Source organism: Streptococcus sp. F0442, from assembly GCF_000314795.2.
Lineage (GTDB): Bacteria > Bacillota > Bacilli > Lactobacillales > Streptococcaceae > Streptococcus.
Genome location: NZ_KB373314.1, coordinates 1,020,759 through 1,040,734, shown reverse-complemented (window position 1 = coordinate 1,040,734; position 19,976 = coordinate 1,020,759). Strand labels below are relative to the sequence as shown.

24 protein-coding genes and 1 pseudogene are annotated in these 19,976 nt (G+C 35.2%); 14 read left to right on the top strand and 11 right to left on the bottom strand.

Translation table 11 applies throughout. The features are described 5' to 3' along the window. Window positions 1-43 precede the first annotated feature (43 nt). From HMPREF9186_RS05070 to HMPREF9186_RS05060, 3 genes are all read left to right on the top strand, one after another. A complete protein-coding gene (locus HMPREF9186_RS05070; protein ID WP_009731732.1) occupies window positions 44-739 on the top strand; it encodes an AzlC family ABC transporter permease in 696 nt (231 codons plus the stop codon). Next, on the top strand, window positions 726-1,052 hold the full coding sequence (locus HMPREF9186_RS05065; RefSeq protein ID WP_009731731.1) for an AzlD domain-containing protein: 327 nt from the start codon (window positions 726-728) through the stop codon (window positions 1,050-1,052). The genes HMPREF9186_RS05070 and HMPREF9186_RS05065 overlap by 14 nt, the downstream gene beginning before the upstream one ends. A gap of 100 nt (window positions 1,053-1,152) precedes the next feature. Next, complete coding sequence (locus HMPREF9186_RS05060) at window positions 1,153-1,803, top strand: hypothetical protein (RefSeq protein WP_009731730.1); 651 nt, start codon at window positions 1,153-1,155, stop codon at window positions 1,801-1,803. A gap of 46 nt (window positions 1,804-1,849) precedes the next feature. On the opposite strand, the gene gla is transcribed toward HMPREF9186_RS05060, so the two are convergent. Beyond that, window positions 1,850-2,722, bottom strand: a complete 873-nt coding sequence (gla, locus tag HMPREF9186_RS05055; protein WP_009731729.1) for an aquaglyceroporin Gla — start codon at window positions 2,720-2,722, stop codon at window positions 1,850-1,852. Window positions 2,723-2,845: 123 nt separating this feature from the next. Then, window positions 2,846-4,018, bottom strand: a complete 1,173-nt coding sequence (locus tag HMPREF9186_RS05050) for an NAD(P)/FAD-dependent oxidoreductase (RefSeq protein WP_009731728.1) — start codon at window positions 4,016-4,018, stop codon at window positions 2,846-2,848. 236 nt (window positions 4,019-4,254) lie between these two features. Here HMPREF9186_RS05050 and HMPREF9186_RS05045 point away from each other — a divergent pair, with 236 nt between their 5' ends. Continuing rightward, the gene (locus HMPREF9186_RS05045; RefSeq protein ID WP_009731727.1) at window positions 4,255-4,635 is read left to right on the top strand and encodes a CidA/LrgA family protein; all 381 of its coding nucleotides are present in this window, start codon (window positions 4,255-4,257) and stop codon (window positions 4,633-4,635) included. Continuing rightward, window positions 4,628-5,323 carry an LrgB family protein gene (locus HMPREF9186_RS05040; RefSeq protein ID WP_009731726.1) on the top strand — a complete coding sequence of 232 codons (696 nt, stop codon included), beginning with the start codon at window positions 4,628-4,630 and terminating at the stop codon, window positions 5,321-5,323. The genes HMPREF9186_RS05045 and HMPREF9186_RS05040 overlap by 8 nt, the downstream gene beginning before the upstream one ends. A 418-nt stretch (window positions 5,324-5,741) precedes the next feature. On the opposite strand, the gene HMPREF9186_RS11750 is transcribed toward HMPREF9186_RS05040, so the two are convergent. Further along, window positions 5,742-5,975: a DUF2513 domain-containing protein gene (locus HMPREF9186_RS11750; protein WP_198006030.1), complete on the bottom strand. Its 234-nt coding sequence runs from the start codon at window positions 5,973-5,975 to the stop codon at window positions 5,742-5,744. A 227-nt stretch (window positions 5,976-6,202) separates the two neighbouring features. On the opposite strand from HMPREF9186_RS11750, the gene HMPREF9186_RS05035 reads away from it, so the two are divergent. Continuing rightward, window positions 6,203-6,565: a hypothetical protein gene (locus HMPREF9186_RS05035; protein ID WP_009731725.1), complete on the top strand. Its 363-nt coding sequence runs from the start codon at window positions 6,203-6,205 to the stop codon at window positions 6,563-6,565. Between the two features lie 78 nt (window positions 6,566-6,643). On the opposite strand, the gene HMPREF9186_RS11745 is transcribed toward HMPREF9186_RS05035, so the two are convergent. From HMPREF9186_RS11745 to HMPREF9186_RS05020, 3 genes are all read right to left on the bottom strand, one after another. After that, the gene (locus HMPREF9186_RS11745) at window positions 6,644-6,817 is read right to left on the bottom strand and encodes a DUF6609 family protein (RefSeq protein WP_009731724.1); all 174 of its coding nucleotides are present in this window, start codon (window positions 6,815-6,817) and stop codon (window positions 6,644-6,646) included. 164 nt (window positions 6,818-6,981) lie between these two features. After that, window positions 6,982-8,346, bottom strand: a complete 1,365-nt coding sequence (locus tag HMPREF9186_RS05025; protein ID WP_232198428.1) for a sensor histidine kinase — start codon at window positions 8,344-8,346, stop codon at window positions 6,982-6,984. Window positions 8,347-8,348: 2 nt separating this feature from the next. After that, the gene (locus HMPREF9186_RS05020) at window positions 8,349-9,047 is read right to left on the bottom strand and encodes a response regulator transcription factor (protein ID WP_002892257.1); all 699 of its coding nucleotides are present in this window, start codon (window positions 9,045-9,047) and stop codon (window positions 8,349-8,351) included. A gap of 223 nt (window positions 9,048-9,270) precedes the next feature. Here HMPREF9186_RS05020 and HMPREF9186_RS05015 point away from each other — a divergent pair, with 223 nt between their 5' ends. Genes HMPREF9186_RS05015 through HMPREF9186_RS05005 form a run of 3 tightly spaced genes read left to right on the top strand, consistent with a single transcriptional unit; the run spans window position 9,271 to window position 11,662 of the window. Next, complete coding sequence (locus HMPREF9186_RS05015; RefSeq protein ID WP_008534392.1) at window positions 9,271-10,182, top strand: ABC transporter ATP-binding protein; 912 nt, start codon at window positions 9,271-9,273, stop codon at window positions 10,180-10,182. Window positions 10,183-10,187: 5 nt separating this feature from the next. Then, on the top strand, window positions 10,188-10,937 hold the full coding sequence (locus HMPREF9186_RS05010) for an ABC transporter permease (protein ID WP_009731722.1): 750 nt from the start codon (window positions 10,188-10,190) through the stop codon (window positions 10,935-10,937). Further along, a complete protein-coding gene (locus HMPREF9186_RS05005) occupies window positions 10,934-11,662 on the top strand; it encodes an ABC transporter permease (protein ID WP_006149384.1) in 729 nt (242 codons plus the stop codon). The genes HMPREF9186_RS05010 and HMPREF9186_RS05005 overlap by 4 nt, the downstream gene beginning before the upstream one ends. 532 nt (window positions 11,663-12,194) lie before the next feature. Here HMPREF9186_RS05005 and HMPREF9186_RS05000 read toward each other — a convergent pair. Beyond that, complete coding sequence (locus tag HMPREF9186_RS05000; protein WP_232198427.1) at window positions 12,195-12,734, bottom strand: hypothetical protein; 540 nt, start codon at window positions 12,732-12,734, stop codon at window positions 12,195-12,197. A 308-nt stretch (window positions 12,735-13,042) separates the two neighbouring features. On the opposite strand from HMPREF9186_RS05000, the pseudogene HMPREF9186_RS11110 reads away from it, so the two are divergent. Then, window positions 13,043-13,261, top strand: a pseudogene (locus HMPREF9186_RS11110) (helical hairpin domain-containing protein); the annotation flags it as partial. Window positions 13,262-13,380: 119 nt separating this feature from the next. Here the strand turns inward: HMPREF9186_RS11110 and HMPREF9186_RS04995 are convergent. Beyond that, window positions 13,381-14,232: a helix-turn-helix domain-containing protein gene (locus HMPREF9186_RS04995; protein ID WP_009731719.1), complete on the bottom strand. Its 852-nt coding sequence runs from the start codon at window positions 14,230-14,232 to the stop codon at window positions 13,381-13,383. A gap of 79 nt (window positions 14,233-14,311) precedes the next feature. Between HMPREF9186_RS04995 and HMPREF9186_RS04990 the strand changes: the two genes are divergently transcribed. The 3 genes from HMPREF9186_RS04990 to HMPREF9186_RS04980 are packed head-to-tail and all read left to right on the top strand — an operon-like array spanning window position 14,312 to window position 16,671. Next, a complete protein-coding gene (locus tag HMPREF9186_RS04990; RefSeq protein WP_009731718.1) occupies window positions 14,312-15,103 on the top strand; it encodes an ABC transporter ATP-binding protein in 792 nt (263 codons plus the stop codon). A gap of 8 nt (window positions 15,104-15,111) precedes the next feature. Then, complete coding sequence (locus HMPREF9186_RS04985; protein WP_009731717.1) at window positions 15,112-15,882, top strand: ABC transporter permease; 771 nt, start codon at window positions 15,112-15,114, stop codon at window positions 15,880-15,882. Beyond that, window positions 15,883-16,671: an ABC transporter permease gene (locus tag HMPREF9186_RS04980; RefSeq protein ID WP_009731716.1), complete on the top strand. Its 789-nt coding sequence runs from the start codon at window positions 15,883-15,885 to the stop codon at window positions 16,669-16,671. Between the two features lie 169 nt (window positions 16,672-16,840). On the opposite strand, the gene HMPREF9186_RS04975 is transcribed toward HMPREF9186_RS04980, so the two are convergent. From HMPREF9186_RS04975 to HMPREF9186_RS04965, 3 genes are all read right to left on the bottom strand, one after another. Next, the gene (locus HMPREF9186_RS04975) at window positions 16,841-17,527 is read right to left on the bottom strand and encodes a helix-turn-helix domain-containing protein (protein WP_009731715.1); all 687 of its coding nucleotides are present in this window, start codon (window positions 17,525-17,527) and stop codon (window positions 16,841-16,843) included. An 8-nt stretch (window positions 17,528-17,535) separates the two neighbouring features. After that, complete coding sequence (locus HMPREF9186_RS04970) at window positions 17,536-18,396, bottom strand: ImmA/IrrE family metallo-endopeptidase (RefSeq protein ID WP_009731714.1); 861 nt, start codon at window positions 18,394-18,396, stop codon at window positions 17,536-17,538. 163 nt (window positions 18,397-18,559) lie between these two features. Next, a complete protein-coding gene (locus tag HMPREF9186_RS04965) occupies window positions 18,560-18,922 on the bottom strand; it encodes a MerR family transcriptional regulator (protein WP_009731713.1) in 363 nt (120 codons plus the stop codon). 282 nt (window positions 18,923-19,204) lie between these two features. On the opposite strand from HMPREF9186_RS04965, the gene HMPREF9186_RS04960 reads away from it, so the two are divergent. Further along, window positions 19,205-19,960, top strand: coding sequence for an SDR family NAD(P)-dependent oxidoreductase (locus tag HMPREF9186_RS04960; protein ID WP_009731712.1), 756 nt, complete (start codon window positions 19,205-19,207; stop codon window positions 19,958-19,960). Window positions 19,961-19,976: the final 16 nt, after the last annotated feature.

Genomic DNA, 19,976 nt, shown 5'->3' with positions numbered 1-19,976 from the left:
TTTGTTATAATAGTTAGCATCATAAAATGGAAAGGAAGAAGGAGTGGAGAAGAATTTTCAGCAGGGGGTCAGGGATGCCCTTCCGACAGCCTTAGGTTATATCAGTATTGGCTTGGCTTGTGGTGTGGTAGCATCACCCTATCTCTCCCCTTTAGAAATGGGCTTGATGAGTCTCTTGGTTTACGCAGGGGCTTCTCAGTTTGCCATGATTTCTTTGATTGCCGTTCATTCGTCCCTCATGAATATTGCCTTAACTGTCTTTTTCATCAATTTGCGCAATATGCTCATGAGTCTGCATACCTCCCCTGATTTTAAGGAGGCTAGCCTGGTTCATAATATTGGAATTGGTAGTTTGTTGACAGATGAGAGTTACGGGGTCTACTTGAGTGAGAAGTTAAAGACGGATACCATTACAGTTCCTTGGATGCATGGGAACAATCTAGTAGGCTATGGGGCTTGGATCAGTGCGACGGTTATCGGAACAGCTCTAGGATCTCTCCTACCTGATCCAAAGGCTTTTGGGCTTGATTTTGCTTTAGTGGCTATGTTTATTGGGATTTTTGCAGCCCAGTTTCAAGGAATGCAACTGACAGAAAAGACCAAGACCATGCTAATGGTGCTCTTAGCAGTAGCAGTGAGTTTCTTGTTCTTCCTCTTTTTTGTTTCGCAATCGCTTGCTGTGCTAGCTGCGACCTTGATCGGCTGTTTTGTGGGGGTGGTTTGTGATGCGCGTGAATAGTTCTATCTTCATGGCCATTCTGGCCTCAGCCCTCGTTACCTGGATTCCTCGGATCTTACCCTTCCTCTTAGTCAAATACAAGGGACTGCCGGCTCCTGTGACCCGCTTTCTCAAATACCTGCCCATTTCCATTATCTTTGCCTTGGTTTTATCAAGCTTAGTAGAGGGGAAAATTGGAAACCTCCCGCAGTTCCACTGGTTGGATCTCATGGTGACCATTCCCAGTCTCTTTGTAGCCTTTCGTTACAAAAACCTTATGGGAACCGTTTTGTTTGGAATTGTCTTGATCGCTCTATTACGATTGGCATTTTAAATGGGAAAATGTTACAAAAAAATTACAATTGTTACAAAAAAACTTGATTTTTGTAACAATTGGAGTATAATGGGAGTCAGAAAGATAAAGAGGTGATCGTATGAAAAAATCAATCTTCCGTTGGAGTGCCGCTGCTCTGGTGGCTGCTTCACTTGGTCTAGCTCTCGGTGGTTGTGGTGCTAAGGATAAAAAGACAGCTTCCTCATCCGCAAAAGCATCTACAAGTAAGGTAGAGAAAAAAGCCAAAAGTAATAGCAAAAAGAGTACTGCATCTTCTGCTCAGGAAAAAGATACAGCTAGCTCTTCAACTCAAGCCAGTAGCGCGACAGCTACAAAAGACTCTAGTAAGACCGAGAATGCTTCTGCTACTGTCCCTGCAGAACTGGTGGGAACTTGGGTAGGATCTAGTCCACAAGCGGATGCGATTAAAATGACAGTGGATGCCAATGGAGATGTGACAACAGTGGTTAGCTTCAAAAATGATAGCGAACCGACTCGGACAGCGACCTATACGGCAAGAGCCGTCCAAGCAACTGGAAATATCTACTATTGGAATGTTGAAGGCTTTGATGGGGCTGATGCCTTACTCCCTGGGATCACAGGTTTAGGTGGAGCAAACTTCCGATTTGAGCCTGGTTTTGTCTTAGAAGACGGACACTATACACCGATTGTTTTCACAACGGATCTCAATACAGAATTTGACTATACTAAATACAATGATTTCCGCTTTTCATTAACCAAAGAACAATAAAAAGACGAACTCGATGGAAAATCGAGTTCGTTTTTTAGTAGTTAGATTATCCAAGATAGATAACTTTGAACAATAGTACAGCTAAGATAGCAGCAAGAATTGGGGCTAAAACGGGTACCCAAGCATACCACCATTTAGAATCACCCTTGTGCTCTCCCAAGACAGACTTTGGAAGGAAGGCGTGAACCAAACGAGGACCAAAGTCACGTGCAGGGTTCAAACCAGGTCCAGTAGGACCACCGAGTGACGTAACAAGAGCCATAACAAGGAAGCCAAGAGCCAAGTGGGCAATTCCTAGTCCTGAAGCATGTGCTTGTGACAAAGCCAATTTGGCTGCTGTTGAAGTAGCATTAAAGACTCCTCCTTGTTCAGCCGCAGCTTTTTGAGCTAGACCAGCAACCTCTGCTCCGAAGAAATTCTTGGTTAAACCAAGTGCACAAAAGAAAAGTACGAAAGATCCTGCAAATTCGTTGATAAAACCATTGATGGTAGCAGCTTTACGTGATTCAGGAGTTCCTTTATCCAAACTAGAAATCGTTGAGAATGTTCCCAAGATGTTGTTAGGATTTTCAGTCTGGAGATAATATGGACGGTGACTTACAACGACAACCAATTGTCCAAACATAGCTCCAAGAAGTTGAGCGGCGATGTATGGTAAAACATTTGCCCATGGGAAGAGCCCGCTAACCGCAAGTCCAAGAGTAAAGGCAGGGTTAATGTGGTTTCCTGAAACATTACCAAACATCAAGGCTGGCATCATAACACCCATTCCGTACCCGATCGCAATGACAAGCCATCCACTTTGATGACCTTTAGTTCCTTTTAATTCAACGTTTGCAACAGCACCGTTTCCGAGGATCAGTAGCAATGCCGTACCGAAAAACTCAGTCATGAGTTTAACACTAAAATCAAAATCCATGATTCTAATAATCTCCTTTATAAATTTTATACCAATCCATTCTATCAAGTAAATACTAACTTGTAAAGATTTTTTCAAAATTTTGTTTCAATAGGTGGAGAAAAAAGTATGGAGAATGATTTATCAGTAATGAAGACTTCCTGCGACCCAACCGGTACAGAGGGCAGATGTGATATTAAAGCCACCTGTATGAGCATTGATATCGAGGACTTCTCCGGCAAAGTGGAGGCCAGGAACCAGCTTACTTTCTAGGGTTTTAGGATTGATTTCTTTGAGGCTAACGCCGCCCTTGGTCACAAAGGACTTAGCTAGAGACATCTTACCAGTGACAGAGATGGGCATCTCTTTGATCTTTTGAATGAGCTCTTCTGTCTGACTAGGAGTGAGTTGCTTAGCTTTTTCAGGGAATTCTTGCACCAAGAAATCAGCTAACCGTTCAGGAAGAAGGGTTTTGAGGCTATTTTTAATGGACTTTTCTCGATGTTCTTCTAGAAAATCTTTTAACTCTTGAGAAGAAGTGGTTGGAAGGAGATCTAAAGTTAAGATTTCCCCACCTTTGACAAAGCTAGACATCCGAAGGGCTGCAGGGCCAGAAAGACCGAAATGCGTAAAGAGCAGGTCATGGGTGATCATGTGCTTGTCATAGCTAAGAGTCACATCTGTCAGAGAGATCCCTTGGAGGGCCTTGTGTGGGAAGTCTGTCAAAAGAGGACTTTCTGCCGCTTCGAGATCGGTGATGGTGTGTTTGAAGTGGCGGGCAATTTCGTGTCCGTAGCCAGTAGAGCCGGTAGAAGGATAGGATTTGCCCCCAGTTGTGACAATCAGCTTGTCAGCTGTCCAAGTTTTTTCAGCAGACTTGACGATAAAGACGTCTTCTGGTTTGGTGACGGAGACCACTTCGCAGTTGGTGGCAATGCTAGCACCTAGCTCCAGGATCTTATTCTCTAAAGCTTGAATAATGGTGCGAGATTGATCACTAGCAGGAAAGACCCGGCCATGATCTTCGACTTTTAGCTTGACGCCATTATCGGTGAAAAATTGGATGATATCATGATTATCAAATTGAGAAAACACACTGTAAAGGAAACGGCCATTTCCAGGGATACCAGCCATCAAATCGTCTAAGGTCCCGTTATTCGTAACATTACAGCGGCCTCCTCCGGTACCAGCGAGTTTCTTACCCAGCTTTTTATTTTTTTCGATGAGAAGGGTGGCTTGGCCATAAGAGGCGCTGGCAATGGTCGCCATCATACCTGCTGGACCACCACCGATGACAATGGTGTGAAAATGAGTCATGTAGATCCTTTCATGTTAACTTAACCGTTTTTGGTTTCATTGTATCATAAAATGGATGTCATGAATCAAAATAGTAGCTTCAATTTTTGGTAATTTGTTTTATTTTTTTAGAAAAAAGCTTGCAAATTTTCCGAAAAGGAGTAAACTGATAGGGATAAATGGATGTTTACTTCTAAGTAAGCAGAAGCGAGGATACGAATCCTTATTGGAAATGATCCAAAAAAAGGGAGATGAAGATGAAATTATATGTACAACTGACGATTATATTCACGATTTCATTAATTGGTGAAATCATTTCTGATGGGTTGCACTTACCAATTCCTGGAAGTATGATCGGGCTGTTGATCCTATTTTTATTATTACAGTTTAAGTTACTACGCATGCGCCATGTAAATATGGTGGGAAATTTTTTATTAGCCAATATGACGATTCTGTTTCTGCCCCCTGCTGTTGGTATTATGGATAAGTTTCATGTGATTGCGCCTTATCTATTTCCGATCATGTTGATTCTACTTGGAGCCTTGGTCATCAATGTGGTTTTAATTGCAATCGTGGTTAGTTTTATAAAAAATCGTTTGGAGGGTGATTATCCAGAAGGGGGACGCAAGCATGGCTAATTTTGCGAGTAATCCTTTATTTGGGATTGTCTTATCTATTTGGGCTTATTTGATTGGGATGTTAATCTTTCGCAGATTTCCTCATCCTATCACAACGCCACTTTTAGTGGCCACAGTAATCGTGATTTCATTCTTACTGATGACAGGAATTTCTTATAAAGATTACTATGTCGGTGGTTCCCTGTTAAATCAGTTGATTGGCCCATCAACAGTCGCCTTGGGGATTCCTCTCTATAAAAGTTTCCATTTGATGAAGCATCATGTACGGAGTATTCTAGTCGGCTCGACATTGGCAGTAGTTGTGAATACCATTTTTACAGCCTTGATCGCGAAAGCATTTGGGATGAAGTATTTTCTAGCCATTTCGCTCTTTCCAAAATCGGTTACGACGGCAATGGCAGTTGGAATTACTGAAAAAATGCAAGGAATTACTACCATCACTCTTGTGGTAGTTGTAGCAACTGGATTATTAACAAGTGTCTTGGGTCCAACGATATTGAAACTGTTAAAAATAAAAGATCCAGTAGCTATTGGTTTAGCCCTTGGCGGAACAGGACATGCAGTAGGAACAGGGACGGCATTTAAGTATGGTCATGTGGCTGGTGCTATGGCAGGATTGGCAATAGGGATCACAGGAATTTTGTATGTCTTCATTAGTCCAATTGTGGCTTCGATGATTTTATCCTAATACATTTTATTATTTTCTGAGAGAGGCTCAAGAAGGGTCTCTCTCATTTTCTAGGAGAATGATCAAAATCAATCTAGAGAGAAGGGAGCTTTTCATGACAATGTGTCCAAGGCTTTTCCAAGCGTCTAAAAAATGGTATAATGAACTGTAAATTTCAGAAGTTGGAAGGAATGTGATTGCTATGATGAATATGCAAGACTTAATTTAAGATTCTTAAAGTCTTGTTATCCGTCAAAATATTGATTTTAAGCGATTTTGCATTCGATAAAATCAACAATTTATAGATGTATTACATTATATTGGACAGTAAATGGACAGTGACAGAGTGTTTGAAGGAGAGAAAAAGAGGCCTAAATGCCTCTTTTGTTTATATTTAGTTTATTTTATAAAATTATGCTAGACGGAAAAAGCCATCTATCTATTTTTTATGACAATCTCTATTCAAAAATGAAGTTACCCACTTTATAATAATTACTATTACCTCTAAACTCATAGGCAAAGCATTATCTTTTGTCCTATTCCACAAAGTATTTTCTCTTATTTTATCTAGAAAATCATGTCTCGCCCAAGTCAATGATCCTACACTAAAAGCATAAATTCTATCATCACCATATGTAGGTTCATAACTATCTAGGAGGCCTGCATCAGCCAAAATTTTTACAATGATATGCTACTGTATCAAGATCAAATCCATCAATATTTAAATTATATAGTGCTATTGATCTATACTTTGTCTCAATCTTAAATAAAATCAATCGACGAAAGTTTAATATTTGCTGTTATAATAGACATTTCTTCATTTTTCCGTTATAACAGACACTGACATACTCTTGTAATATTATTTTGGTATAATTAAAATTATAGAAGGAGGCACAGATTATGAGAAAATTAATAGGTATATTACTACTTTCATTATCAATAATTACGTTAATTGCTTGCTCTAAAAACAACTACCAATCTTTAGATGGTGAGTATTATTGGATCTCAAGTGAAAGAAACGAGTTAGCGTTTACTATTAAAGGAAATAATGCTTCCATTGAGCATGGAGAAGCCGACGGCTTTACCATTAACAAACAAAAGAATACGATCGAATTAACTGGACAAAACATTGCTAGTCGAACAGAAGAATATTCATTTAAAGATGGGGTCTTTTCTGTTGATATTAGTGGAATTAAGCATGACTACTATCTTAAAGATAGCGAAGCATATAAAAAGGCTCTGAAACAATATGGATATAAATAACATCATTCACACCTATTTTACCGAATAGGTGTTTTTTTGTGCTGAATAGATTACTTCAAAAAACTTTTAAGCTTATTCTTAACCGAATAGTTTATATTTCATGCAAATTAGTTTAATCAAAGAGACAGCAGAAAAAATATACCCCATGATAATATTAATAGTGCACAAAATTCCTAATAAAATCATTGATTTCCCATGTACAAAATAGAATGGAAAAAATGCAATGCTGTGGCTAATAATGCCCCCAACCATATCAATCTCCAATTCTCCGTAGCAAAAAATGGATTCCTCAGTTTTACAATCTTCTTCATCCTCTTTAACCTTGCTTTGCTTGTCTTGGCAGGTTGGGCCGGGTATAAGTGGAAGATAAGATGAAAAAATGGAGAAAACTCTAATGGTTCTTCTCCATTTTTTGGCTAATTGGTAATGTTGAAAATTGGAAGTGAAATGATACTTTCAAAGAATTCATTTTGGACACTAGCAAATGAAATAGAGCCCTGATGCAAATCAACAATTTGTTTTGAAATTTTTAGCCCAATTCCAGTCGTTCTAATTTTAGAAATATCAATGTTTTTAAAAGATAATTCATTAAGTTCAGCAATTTTTTCTGGTGAAGCTCCCTGTCCATTATCTTTGATTTCGACAATTACATTTGTATCTTTTTTGAATAAGTGGATTCTTATTGTGCAACCCTTTTCGTTATGTAAAACAGAGTTGTAGATGATATTATGGATAACTCTTGTGATTAAAAACTGCTCAATCATGATAGATTGATTAACAAGTGAATAATCGTAATCAAATTCAAATTCAAAATCATTCCAGATTTCTTGATTTAAAATATGGATGAGAATATCTTTGAAGAAGGGGATAATTTTTGTTTCAGTCTGATTTAATTGAAGATGACCGGATGAAAGGCGAGCTACTATATTTAAGTCATTTAAAATATTTTGGATGTAATAGGATTCCGTCAATATTGGGGGAATATGTTTTTTAGACTGTGTATCTAGTTCAGAATCATTTAACAAGGACGCGTTAGAAATGATGACAGAAAGAGGTGTTTTGATATCGTGTGCAATACCTGAAATCCATTGCTCTTTAAAGACTTCATTCTCTTTGAGTAGAGTATCAGTTTGATTAATTGCAGTTGTAAGATATTCTAGTTCTGATATAGAATTTATTGGATTTTTCAGACCATCCGGGAGATTCTGAATAGCAGTTACAAGAGGCGCAATTTTACGATTGATATGCGTCACACCATAGTAGTAAAGAAAAGCGAAATAAAGGCAGTTGAAAAGCAATACTCCAAATGCTACTAGCGGAATCAGGCGAATACTATCTATATCTAAGTAATTATAACTATAACGAGCAATTTTATCTTTTGGAAAACCAACAACAATGATGTAGTCACCTTTTATCTGACTAAAAACAGGATAATCTGAAAGATAATAGCGAGAAAATTGTAAAATGTCCCCATAGTCAAATTGCGAAGGAACTTCTGTAGGTTTATACTGTTCGAACACTTGTTTGCCAGTCTGCTTATCCAATACCATGAGCCATAACTTTTGTTCTTTTAGACTAGAAACATCATTTTTGGGTATGTGGACGTTATTTTTTGTGATGGTAATGTGTTCAGAAATTATTTTCACAGTCTCAGTAGCAGTTTGCTTTTCCTTAATGTAGAAAACAAAACTGGCAATTAGAAGAATATTGGTAATGAAGATAATGATGGAAAAAAAGATAAATTTCTTTAGTGAATACCTTAAAATTTTGGTTTGGTTCATAATCATGATAACAATTTATATCCCAGCCCTTTAGCTGTCTTTAAATATTGAGGTTTTGAAGGATTTTCTTCTATTTTTTCTCGAATTTTCCGAATATGTACAGTCAAAGTGTTTTCATAACCAAAGCTATCCACTCCCCAAATCGTATCACAGAGAGATTCGGTTGAAACGATGTAATTTTTATTATCGTAAAGTTTTTTCAAAATCTGAATTTCAATTGGCGTAATAGAAATTTCTGCTCCATTTTTTTGTACTGTTGCATTCCGAAAACTCACCAAAGTCTGTCCAATCTGTATTGCTTCCTGTTCTGATTTATAGCTTCTCCGGAGCAGAGCCATAATCCGATAGATAAGATTTTTTGGAATGAAGGGTTTCATGACATAATCATCACCACCAGCATTGAAACCAGCTACCTCATCTTCAGGATTATTTTTGGCAGTCAGAAAGAGGATAGGTGTATCGCCTTTTTTTCGGATATGTTTTGCTAATGTGTAGCCATCACCATCGGGGAGCATAATGTCCAAAAGGAAAAGGTCGAACTGCTCTGTTTCAATCATGTCCAAACTAGATTCTATATCATAGGCTGATGTTAGATTGGAAAATCCGTAGGCAGTGAGAATATCTCTTATGGAAGAGTTTAAAATTTTATCGTCATCAATGATAAGGATGTGCTTATTCAGGAGTTGTTGTTCGAAATTCATAATCTTACCTCACTTATCTATATTATACCATTTAAAAGAGTGAAAAAAGGTAAAACACTTTAATATTAATGTAAAATTAAGGTTAGCTTAGTTTAAAATTAATCTAGCATGTCTATAATAAAGACATAACCTAGATAGAGATACTTCTCAAATAAATTTTAATCAGTGAGGTATTTCCAAATGGCTAAACAACAAATGAATCTCGTTGAGGAGGAAGTTCATAATGATTAGTAATGTTTTACAGATAAAAAACTTACAAAAGGGATTTAAGGACACTCAGGTAGTTAACCTTAGTTCCTTATCAGTTCAACAAGGTGAGATTTATGGTTTTCTAGGTCCAAATGGAGCTGGGAAAACAACCACCATGAAGATGATTTTGTCTTTGATTTCTCGTACAGCTGGGGAGATTGAAGTGTTCGGTCAACCCATAGGTACGGACAAGCAGTATCTTAATCAGATTGGCTCTATGATTGAAGAACCGTCTTATTATCCTAATTTGACAGGCTATGAAAATCTCTTGGTCTTCCAAAAAATCCTTGGATTTGATAAGAAAAATATTCAGGAAACCTTGAAAATTGTGGGGTTAGATCAACCTAAAAACAAGAAAAAATTGGTTAAAGATTATTCCTTGGGTATGAAACAGCGTTTGGCTTTAGCCTTTGCCTTAGTCAAGAAACCACGTTTGTTGATACTGGATGAGCCAACAAACGGGCTAGACCCAGCAGGGATTCATGAAATTCGGGAACTGATTATCAAGTTGGCAAAAGAACAGGGCATTACTGTCTTCATCTCTACCCATATCCTTTCTGAAGTAGAGCATATCGCTGACCGTGTGGGGATTATCAATCATGGTCAACTGGTTTACGAGGGAGAAATTCGTAAAATTCAGTCCAATAAATGGCTGGAAGTGCGTGGGGATTTTAGAGATCGACGTGAAGTCATTAGCCAAGTGTTATTTGGTTATCCGTGCAAGATGTTAGAGATACAAGAGGATAAACTCAAGCTGACTAACCTTGCCGATCAGCAGATTTCTAGTTTGTTGCGAGATTTAATAGTCGAGAAAGTTCCAATTTATGAAGTGAAGCAAGAACAAGAAACCTTGGAATCTATCTTCCTTAACTTAACCAAGGAGTGAGTCTTATGTTGAATAATTTGTCTATTGAATTGCTCAAGGCAAAACGAACCAAATCCTTCTTCATTAGCATACTAGTTATGGGAGTCGGATTTGCTTGGGCAATTGCAGCCGCTACACGTTACCTAAGTAATCCAAACATGCACCAGATTAACCTAATTTTCTATATGATAAAAGAAGTAAATGGCTTGATTCTCCCTATCGTGATTGCTCTCTTTGTATCCCGGATTGTCAAGAACGAAAAGGAGGGCAACACTTTCAAACTACTTTTGGCAAATGGTGAAAATGCACTGCATATCTTTCTGAGTAAGCTTGGCCTGACTATGTTCGTTTTGACCTTTCTCGCTATTTTGGAGGGAGTAGTAGTCCAGTTGATTGCAAACTTTTCTGGTCTAGAAATGCCTGTTAGCCTAATCCTCTGGCAAATCGTCATTTTCTTGCTAGCATCTTTTGTCTTAACCTGTCTGTTTTTGACTTTGCAGTTTTTACTGAAAAAGCAGGCATTGATAATGGCATTAGGGATTTTCGGAGGATTTCTTGGAGTTGGATTTGGTCATGCAACAGCTTTTCTACAGCTGATTTTCCCATTTGGTGGTATAGCATATCTGTCTCTGGTGGATTACCAGAAAGTCGCCAGTCAAGTGAGTTATGTTTTGGCGACAAACCTAGGATTTAAACTCTTTACATATTTGCCAATAGCCCTAATCTATCTCTTCTTATCTCTCTATCTAGTTGAAAAGAAAGGAGGCAAGCTATGATGTCTTATCTATCAGTAGAATGGCGGAAAACCCAAAAATTTTCCATGTTGATGATTGGTATTTTCTTCTTAGCTTTTTGTAGCCTGATTGGTCTTGGTATTTACTTAGGTGCAGCTTATTCTATGGTTGCAGAAAGTGAAAAAGTGCCTGTTTTATGGGGACAATTGACCTTCTATTATAGCCAGCTTTTCTTTCCGATTTTGGTCAGCATTTATGTAGCCATGATGTTAGGAAAAGAGTTTGATAGGAAAAATATTGAATTTCTCAGAGCTAATAATGTCAGTCTTGGGAAATTATTGTTGGCAAAAGAAATAGTAATTATCTTGTTTATTGCTGTTTTACAGTTGTTCTTGTTTGGTATTTTTTATGTCAGTGCTCACCTAATTCATTTAGAAATTTCTAATTTGTTCACCTACCTTAAGTGGGATTTATTGGGGATTTTTGGAACAATTAGTATGATGGCAGTACAGTTTTTTGTGACAGCTAAAACTCGTGTATTTAGTAAATCTGTGGGAATTGGTTCTATTGGTACTTTCGTAGGATTTATGATGATTTTTGTATCTGATAAATTATCTTTAATCTATCCCTACTCCCAAGCTATGGTGGCAATGCGGTCACGGAATTTGATAGACTTTAATTTAGTGGAAATATTGCTGTTTATCATTGTAAATATTCTTCTGTGGGGGATTTTTCATACATTGAGTAATAAAGAATTGCATAAGTAATGCGAAGACTCTTCGGAGTCTTTTTCTTGTGATAAAAGCTCCAAGCTTTATCTGGTATGCTTGACCTAGTTTTTATAGAAAGAAGGTCTAAGATGTTAAATAAAGAACAACTTTCTTTTGAACTAGATTAAAAAATATATAGCTTTATAATTGATCAAGAAAATAACACCTTCCATTTATCAGGAGAAGGTGCCACTAAATATAAAGTTAAGGATGGTACCATTACAGTCGATATATCAGGAATAGAACATGAATATTACCAAAAAAGTAGTGAAGCATATAATAAAGCACTTCAACAATATAAGTAGAAACAGAGCTATGAAGTTTTAATTTCATACTTAATTAGGATATAAAAAACACCCTGAAAGATAGATGGAAAATCTAACTTTTGGGGTGTTGTTAATTTTAAGAGCATTGAATATGTTTTTATTTTGTAAGGGAAACACGGAAATCAGTGTATTTGCTATAATCAAAATCTTCATTAAGCCCTGTTACAAATAAAATTGGTGTGTAATGGCCCTCTCTTTTTCTATCAATAGCCTACATCTGAATAAGCAATGTAATATCGAACTTCTTGGTCACGATTTTTTTGAACAAAGCTGTACCACCACTCACCGTTTTCGTACATGTAATTGTCCCACTCAATGTTTGCTTGAGGTTGTACATAAGCAACACCGCTGCTTTTATCAGGTGAAGCATAGACAGGGGTATCTTTTAACAACTCCAAAGTACCAGAAGTGGCTTCCCAACCGCCATAACCTGTTTTCGGATCAGATTTAGAAGTTGTGGTTCCAGCTTGATTAGCACTGTTACCTTGACTTGGTTGCGTTGGTGTTTGAGCTTGCGCTTGTGTTGGTGCAGTAGTTGTTGCACTAGAAGCGGCACTAGCTTCAGCAGTTTTTGTCTCTTTCTTTCCAGAAGATGCTTTTGCTTTTTTCTGACTAGACTTCACCGTTGTTTGTGCTTCTTTGGCAGAGGATTTGCTCTCCTCTTTTTTTGAACCACAAGCTACGAGTAGGCTTGCAGAAGCTAATCCTAGAAGTGCTAAACTTGTCCATTTTTTCATCATCATGATACCTCACTTCATTTGATACACACTATTATATTACGAAATTACATATTGTCAAGTGTTTTTTGAAATATTTCTGTAATATTTGTAATTTATCTAAATATTTAAGGGGTTGGCGTATAGAGTTTCCATGTAAATGATATCTACATTCCTCTATTACATAATCATCAGAAATAGAAAATAAACGTAAATAAAATGTTGTTAGAGTTTTATTGGTACAAAATTACCAACAATAATTCTTACTATTCGCGGATTTTCATCATATGAAAGAAAGACTTAATTTAAGATTCTTTAGGTCTTGATATCATTGCAGTCGAAAATTAGCAAAGTATGACTTTTCAAAACGGAGTTTAACAGAATCCATTACACTAGAACAAGTGACTGAAGAAATAAGAGTATTGCAAGAGGAGCTAGGATGTTATCTTGATGAGTATGAGGAACTAGCTCGAAGGTTAGAAACATTTGTGAAGATTCTCGATACACATAAACACATATATTACAATGTCCAAGGAGATATCTATCTAGAATAAAAAATAGTCCTATCAAGTAGTTAGTCTGATAGTGGAAGTATCAGTAAAATATAGTTGAATCGCTATTTTATTGAGCCTTTCTGATTAATAAAACGTTAAAAGATCGATTATAGTTTCACTTATTCTCTGTTTACCAATTTATTAAAATGGTCAGTATAGTGTAGTTTTAACTTGTCTTCACCTAAAATATCTAGAACTTTTATAGCCTGTTTCATTTTTTCGATTCCAGTACTTGATTGAAGCTTAAATTCATAGTAACCAGTTGCATAGAGGAAAACTGTCTGTTCATAAAAGTTTAATTCGTTATCTAGCAACTCCTTTATCTTATCAATTAAATAGGAGCAATTTGAAAATTCTTCTTTATCGATACTAAGAATGAAACAATTTATGGCAAGTTGAGAAACAATTCGTTTATTTGTTTTATTTAAAGAAGAAAAGATGTGATTGTTTAACATTTCCTTTGTTAGTAAGTAGCAAGATTTGTAGTTAATTGTTCGCACACAGTTAGCTAATAATATGATTTCATAGTAACCCCATTTCTCAACCTTAAAAAGATAATCTGTCAGTTGAAGTAATTCTTCATCAGTTGGAAAAATATTGGAATCCACGGTGTGTAGAATGGATTTTACCATCGTTCTTTCAAAATGATTTAAAGTGTAATTTGAGGAATTTGAAAGTAAAGTTTTTATCTTGTCAAAGTTTTGTACAGAATATTGTTTACGGATATAGTGTACCAAGTTTGCAAATGACTCAGTTTGGGGGTAGTCTTTGTCATGTAAAATAAGAAATTCGTCCAATGTAATGTGTAATTTATTTAATATATTGATAAGTCGAGCGCAGGATATTTCTGATTCCCCTCGTTCAAAACGAGATATTTGTGATTTAGATAGATACTCATCTGCTAGAGAGCAAATACTCATTTGTTTCCCTTTACGAACTTTTCTAAGTGTAATGCCAAGTTTTGATTTCATATTTTTCCCGTTTTCCCAACAAAAAGTTTACTTAGTTTCATTTATTGTACAATAAATGAAAACTGAAAGGAAGTCTAAAATGGTAATTAGCGTAAAAAATTTAAAAAGAACTTTTTCTATTCGAGATACGGGGGAGGCTTTCGAAGCATTAAAAGGTATTTCATTTTCAATACAGAGAGGAGAGATTTTTGGATTACTTGGTCCGAATGGTGCAGGCAAGTCAACTACAATAAAAATCCTTTCAACAATGCTTCTTCCTACATCAGGTGAAGTAGAAATATCTGGATTTGATATCTATAAAGATGAGCAAAAAATTCGCGAGAGAATAAATTTCATTTTTGGAGGAGAAAGAAGTTTATATTTTAGACTTTCTGCCGAGGATAATTTGTTTTATTTCGCAGATTTATATAAGATTTCTCGAAAAAAACAATTGGAATTAGTTCCTGAACTTCTTGAATTAGTAGGTTTAGGCAATGTAGGAAAACGCAGAGTTGAAACTTTTTCTAAAGGTATGAAACAAAGGCTTCAAATCGCTCGCGCATTATTAAATGATCCAGAGATAATTTTTTTGGATGAGCCAAGCATTGGTCTCGATCCAGTTGGAGCTCTTGAATTGAGAAATATAATAAAAGAGTTGGCTAAAAAAGGAAAAACTATTCTTTTAACAACCCATTATATGGCTGAAGCTGAGGAACTTTGTGATAGAATTGCAATTATTAATCATGGAGAAATTGTAACCTGTGGCACATTACCAGAAATTGCATCATTAATTTCGGATGAAGAGAGAACAAAAATTCTTCAAGATAAAGTAAAAGAACAAAAAGAGATAGATGTAACTCTGGAAGATATTTATTTACATTTAGTGAGGTAGTCGTAAGTATGAAAGTTATTTTTGCTAGTGCTATTGTACACATGAAGCAAGCAATTGCTAGAAGTATGTTTCGCTATTGTCTATTTTTAAATCCTCTGTGTAACGCTGTCCTCTTAGGTCTAATGTATAGTAATAAATCCAATCAAGAATTTACTTTATATGCTATTTTGGGAACCTCTCTATCTTCATTTTGGACCATTATTTGTTTTTCATCAGCTGCAGATATAAACAGAGAAAAGTATTTAGGAACGTTACCTATTTTATTCACGTCACCGTCAGGTTTTAAAAAGATTATTTTGGGTAAATTACTTGGTAACAGTCTTTGGGGAGTAATAGCATTTTTGTTGAATGTATTTTTTGTAATGATATTATTTGGTCGCATAATGGCTGTTAAGATTTATAGCTTATTAGTAATTGTGATTGTCTTAGCAATATTGACCTTCGTTAGTATAGGAATGCTAATGTGTTCAGTATTTACCTTATCAAGAAGTGCACGTTTGTTAATGAACTTAATAGAGTATCCGTTACTTTTAATAACAGGGATGGTATTCCCTTTAGATTTTATAAACCAATATATAAAGTGGATTTCATATATTTTATCTCCAACATGGGTAATGGAGGGCTTTAAACTTGCTGTATACGGTGGGAATTCAAAGGAGATATTTATTGTTATATCAATTCTCTCCTTACTTACCGTATTTAATTTTATAATTGCTTACTTTGCATTTATTAGTATAGAGAAAAAAAGTAGAATTGACGCAACTTTGGAGGTATATTAAATGGAAAGCATTTTTAGATTTTTCAGAAGGATCATCTTTTCTTATAAACAATCCTCAGTGATGTCGGATTGGAAAACTTATATGATGTTCGATCTAATTCCCCCAGTTTCACAAACATTGCTTTTCTCCTTGGTTGCTGGATATATTTACGGAACTGATTATATTCAAAAATGGATGATTGGAAATGCGATACTAATAGCATCTTTTGGAGCTTTGTTTGGTGTAGGCACACAACTGATGGATGAAAAAAATAATGGAACATTGAGTTTTCTAATTGCTTCAAAAACAAAGTTAAGCTCGATCCTATTTTCTAGTGCAATTAGCACAATGGTTACTAGTATGATTTCTGTAACTATAGGCGTGGTATTAGTGAGTTTGATCTTGGGAATTAATTGGAATTTAGAATTGATTTCATCGTTTATTGGTGTTCTTTTCCTATCTTCTTTCGTTGCAATGAGTTTTGGATATATTTTTTCATGCTTTATTTTAATAACAAGTGAAACAAATCTTATATTGAATTTAGTCAGTCGATTGTTGTTGATTTTTACTGGAGCTAATTTTCCAGTTAGTAAATTGCCTTATATTTTCCAGTGGTTTTCTAAAATATTACCTTTGACAAGGTCTATTCAGATTGCTCAAGGTTTAATTGAAGGGAATAGTCTTTCAGAATATAATAAACTAATTTATGAAGAGTTAACCTTAGGTTTTTCTTTCATTCTAGTAGCATATATTCTTTTAAAATATATGGAAAGACGGTCACGTACCTCTGGGAAACTAGAGTTTACATAACTTTAATTCTTTAGATACTGTCAATAATTTTGTGTTTACACAACTTATTTTACACTACCATAGTTAGAATAGTATGTATTATTGATTTCATACTATTCTAACTATTTTTATTCAATTTCTTGAGGATTCTTATGAGCCACATTTAGTAATTATTTGTAAATTAAATATTTTAATCAACTGTTGGCCTAAAGTTTCCAACGACAATCCCCACAATTCGTGGATCTTCATCATATGAAAGAAAAATATCTTGATATTTTGGATTGATAGAAACTAATCTTAATCCATGTTCCTCACGATAAACTCGTTTAATATAGGTCTGGCTATTGCAGACTACGGCATAAACTGCACCATCATAATCAAATCCTGTTTCACGAATGAGAGCAACAGAACCATTTTTATATTTGGGCTCCATCGAGTCTCCAGATACCCATGAAGCAAAGTCATGAGCTAGTTCTTCATCAAAATAAACAGTATCATAGTCCTGATCATTATAAACTGATGAACCGATACCAGCCGACATTTTTTCGTAAACGTGGTATTCGTATAGTTTCTCTGCTATTGAAATAACATTCTTACATTGTTCTTTCTGAACTATTTTTTTGATATAGCTAAGTGCTTGATCTTTTCCTTCATCTGATAGTGCATTATATAGCCGAACGAATTCAAGCTCTGTAAAATAACCTATTGGGACATCTAGAATCTGCTCTAACTGCTTTACTTTTTCTTTAGATGGTTGTTTTACTCCACGCTCCCATGCGGAATAAGCTTGATAACTAATACCCAATTGATCTGCAATATCCTTTTGTGTTAATTTCAATTCTTTTCTACGAGTTTTTAGTTTTTCTGGTTGATACATCACTTACCTCACATTAACAGTAGTTTCAATTCAGCTTTTTGTTTTGCCTCTTTTTCTGTTAGCTTATTTTTATCCCAAACATAAGCTATTGATTTCCCTCTATCATAAATGAGCCATACTCTTAGATTGTCATGACAATCCTTTATGGTTTTCCAATTCTTTTGATTTAAAAGTTCAGGATACTCTTGACTAGTAACGAAGCCTCTTTTGTTCACAGATTGTTCAATTTTCTTTATTAGAGAAGTCTGGTAGTTGTTAAACTCCTTTATAATCTGTTCTTTGATACCGTGAAACAAAAGGAGTAATGTGGCATTTTGTCCATCGATATAAGCATCGATAGCCTGCTTAAGGGTACTTTCTTGTTCAGGATAATACTCTCTAAGAAGATCTAAAAGGCGAAAGAACAATGCCTGCTTTGAAACATCCAGACTATTTTGAATGTGTTGAAAGGTGTCACAACTATAATAAATTTTAGATAACAAAACAATGTCAGGCATTAATACTACAGCTGAAAATATATTCGCTTCACGTTCTAGTATATTTTCCTGATTATCAATAGATTCTGCAAAATAATTACCTTCATGCTCTAATATAAAATGTCCAAGCTCATGACACATAGTAAAATTTTGCTTAACAATAGGATTATCCTTCTCATAAGAAAAACTAATACCTAATTCATCTATAACAGTTAATCCCTCAATCTTGTGATTCGAGAAGTGGTGACTAATCACTTGAATCTGATATTTCTGAATACAATGTTGAAAAAAGTAATTGAAATTATAATTTAGTAATGAAATATCATTATCTTTCATGTACTGGTATAACACATGCTTTGTAGCCTTACTTATTCTTGTATACAATTCATCCAAAGAATGATACCTCCTTTAAGTACAAATTACAAAACTAAACCGATTTGGTTGAGTTAATTATATAAAAAAAGTAGACGATTGTCCACTTTTCAGAGTTAAGAAAAAGTCCATTTTGGGTAACTTTCTTCAATCTCTTTTTTGGATAAAGAAAATAATAATGGTGCTAATTAGGATTAATACCTAAATAAGTTTTAATTTTCTTTTCAAGAAAATCAATATGTTGGTTAATTTCAGTTTGTTGCTTATGAAGTTCATCAAGTTGAAAAAATAGTAGTCTAAGTCGTTGAGGAATTGTGGAGTCTCCTTTATATCTTAGGTCGGCGTATTCTTGCATATTTTTAATAGACATTCCCGTCTTTTTTAATCTAATAATGAATTGAGCCCACGCTATATCAGAGTCATCATAGTATCTACGATTATTTTCTTCTCTATGTGAGTAAATCAATTTTTCTTGCTCATAGTATCGAAGTGTGGAAATAGAAAGTCCAGTTTTTTTAGCAAATTCTCCAATAGAATAGTGAGCCATAATATTTCCCCCCCTTTTTTTTATTATTTTAGCATAATTTTTAAAAAATCAAAAAATTTTCAGTTTTCTCTTGACATAAAGTGCACTTTACTATGTAAAATACATAGCATCAAAGGAATTTGATATAAAGCTAGGAGAGGAGGTAATACCATATAGACGAAAAATTGGTTTGAAGGAATAGAGAGCTCCAGAGGGGCTTAGTGATAAGGCTGTCAAGAACCTTGATGGGAGCAGCGACTCTTATAAAAAATGCAAATAGCAATCTGTAAAGGAGAAAATAGTATGGAACAAACGAAGAATTATACTTGTATTACTGGAGCCAGTGCTGGTATAGGAGCGGAGACAGCAAGACAATTTGCAAAATTAGGAACGAATCTTATTTTAATTGCTCGGCGTCAAGAACGACTAGAAAAATTGAAGCAAGAGATTTTGAACCATTATCCGGATTTAGATGTTGTTATTAAAGTTGTTGATTTATCGAAGTCCAGTAATGTTTTTGCTCTTTATGAAAGCTTGAAAAAATATCACATTACTACTCTAATAAATAATGCTGGTTTTGGAAATTATGATAAGGTTGAATCTCAAGATTTAGAAAAGATAATAACATTAATCCATCTAAACATTGAAGCTTTAACAATTCTATCAACTCTATATGTGAGAGATTATAAAGATTGTAAAGGCGCTCAATTGATTAACTTATCATCTAGAGGCGGATACATGATGGTTCCAAATGCAGTTACATACTGTGCAAGTAAATTTTATGTCAGTGCTTTTACAGAAGGCTTGGCATTGGAACTAGAGGCAAATCAACATCAATTAAAAGCTAAGGTTTTAGCTCCAGCTGCCACAAAAACGGAATTCGGTCAAGTTGCTACAGATTCTAAAGAATATGATTATGATGAGCATTTTGCTAAATATCACACAAGTGAAGAGATGGCACAATTTTTGATGGAATTATATCAAAGTGACAAAGTTATTGGTTTAGTTGATGTTACAAATTTTGAATTTCATCTTAGCGGACCACTACTTAATCATTAATTATTTTAACAAATAG

Excerpts from the sequence above, each read along its gene's own strand:
- HMPREF9186_RS05005 (WP_006149384.1), top strand. The coding sequence starts at position 10,934 with ATGATGTCTTATCTATCAGTAGAATGGCGGAAAACCCAAAAATTTTCC.
- gla (WP_009731729.1), bottom strand. The coding sequence starts at position 2,722 with ATGGATTTTGATTTTAGTGTTAAACTCATGACTGAGTTTTTCGGTACG.
- HMPREF9186_RS04960 (WP_009731712.1), top strand. The coding sequence starts at position 19,205 with ATGGAACAAACGAAGAATTATACTTGTATTACTGGAGCCAGTGCTGGT.
- HMPREF9186_RS04985 (WP_009731717.1), top strand. The coding sequence starts at position 15,112 with ATGAAAGTTATTTTTGCTAGTGCTATTGTACACATGAAGCAAGCAATT.
- HMPREF9186_RS05040 (WP_009731726.1), top strand. The coding sequence starts at position 4,628 with ATGGCTAATTTTGCGAGTAATCCTTTATTTGGGATTGTCTTATCTATT.
- HMPREF9186_RS05025 (WP_232198428.1), bottom strand. The coding sequence starts at position 8,346 with ATGAACCAAACCAAAATTTTAAGGTATTCACTAAAGAAATTTATCTTT.
- HMPREF9186_RS04965 (WP_009731713.1), bottom strand. The coding sequence starts at position 18,922 with ATGGCTCACTATTCTATTGGAGAATTTGCTAAAAAAACTGGACTTTCT.
- HMPREF9186_RS05015 (WP_008534392.1), top strand. The coding sequence starts at position 9,271 with ATGATTAGTAATGTTTTACAGATAAAAAACTTACAAAAGGGATTTAAG.
- HMPREF9186_RS04980 (WP_009731716.1), top strand. The coding sequence starts at position 15,883 with ATGGAAAGCATTTTTAGATTTTTCAGAAGGATCATCTTTTCTTATAAA.
- HMPREF9186_RS04995 (WP_009731719.1), bottom strand. The coding sequence starts at position 14,232 with ATGAAATCAAAACTTGGCATTACACTTAGAAAAGTTCGTAAAGGGAAA.
- HMPREF9186_RS05050 (WP_009731728.1), bottom strand. The coding sequence starts at position 4,018 with ATGACTCATTTTCACACCATTGTCATCGGTGGTGGTCCAGCAGGTATG.
- HMPREF9186_RS05010 (WP_009731722.1), top strand. The coding sequence starts at position 10,188 with ATGTTGAATAATTTGTCTATTGAATTGCTCAAGGCAAAACGAACCAAA.
- HMPREF9186_RS04975 (WP_009731715.1), bottom strand. The coding sequence starts at position 17,527 with ATGTATCAACCAGAAAAACTAAAAACTCGTAGAAAAGAATTGAAATTA.
- HMPREF9186_RS04990 (WP_009731718.1), top strand. The coding sequence starts at position 14,312 with ATGGTAATTAGCGTAAAAAATTTAAAAAGAACTTTTTCTATTCGAGAT.
- HMPREF9186_RS05035 (WP_009731725.1), top strand. The coding sequence starts at position 6,203 with ATGAGAAAATTAATAGGTATATTACTACTTTCATTATCAATAATTACG.
- HMPREF9186_RS05020 (WP_002892257.1), bottom strand. The coding sequence starts at position 9,047 with ATGAATTTCGAACAACAACTCCTGAATAAGCACATCCTTATCATTGAT.
- HMPREF9186_RS11745 (WP_009731724.1), bottom strand. The coding sequence starts at position 6,817 with ATGGTTGGGGGCATTATTAGCCACAGCATTGCATTTTTTCCATTCTAT.
- HMPREF9186_RS05065 (WP_009731731.1), top strand. The coding sequence starts at position 726 with ATGCGCGTGAATAGTTCTATCTTCATGGCCATTCTGGCCTCAGCCCTC.
- HMPREF9186_RS05000 (WP_232198427.1), bottom strand. The coding sequence starts at position 12,734 with ATGATGATGAAAAAATGGACAAGTTTAGCACTTCTAGGATTAGCTTCT.
- HMPREF9186_RS05045 (WP_009731727.1), top strand. The coding sequence starts at position 4,255 with ATGAAATTATATGTACAACTGACGATTATATTCACGATTTCATTAATT.
- HMPREF9186_RS05060 (WP_009731730.1), top strand. The coding sequence starts at position 1,153 with ATGAAAAAATCAATCTTCCGTTGGAGTGCCGCTGCTCTGGTGGCTGCT.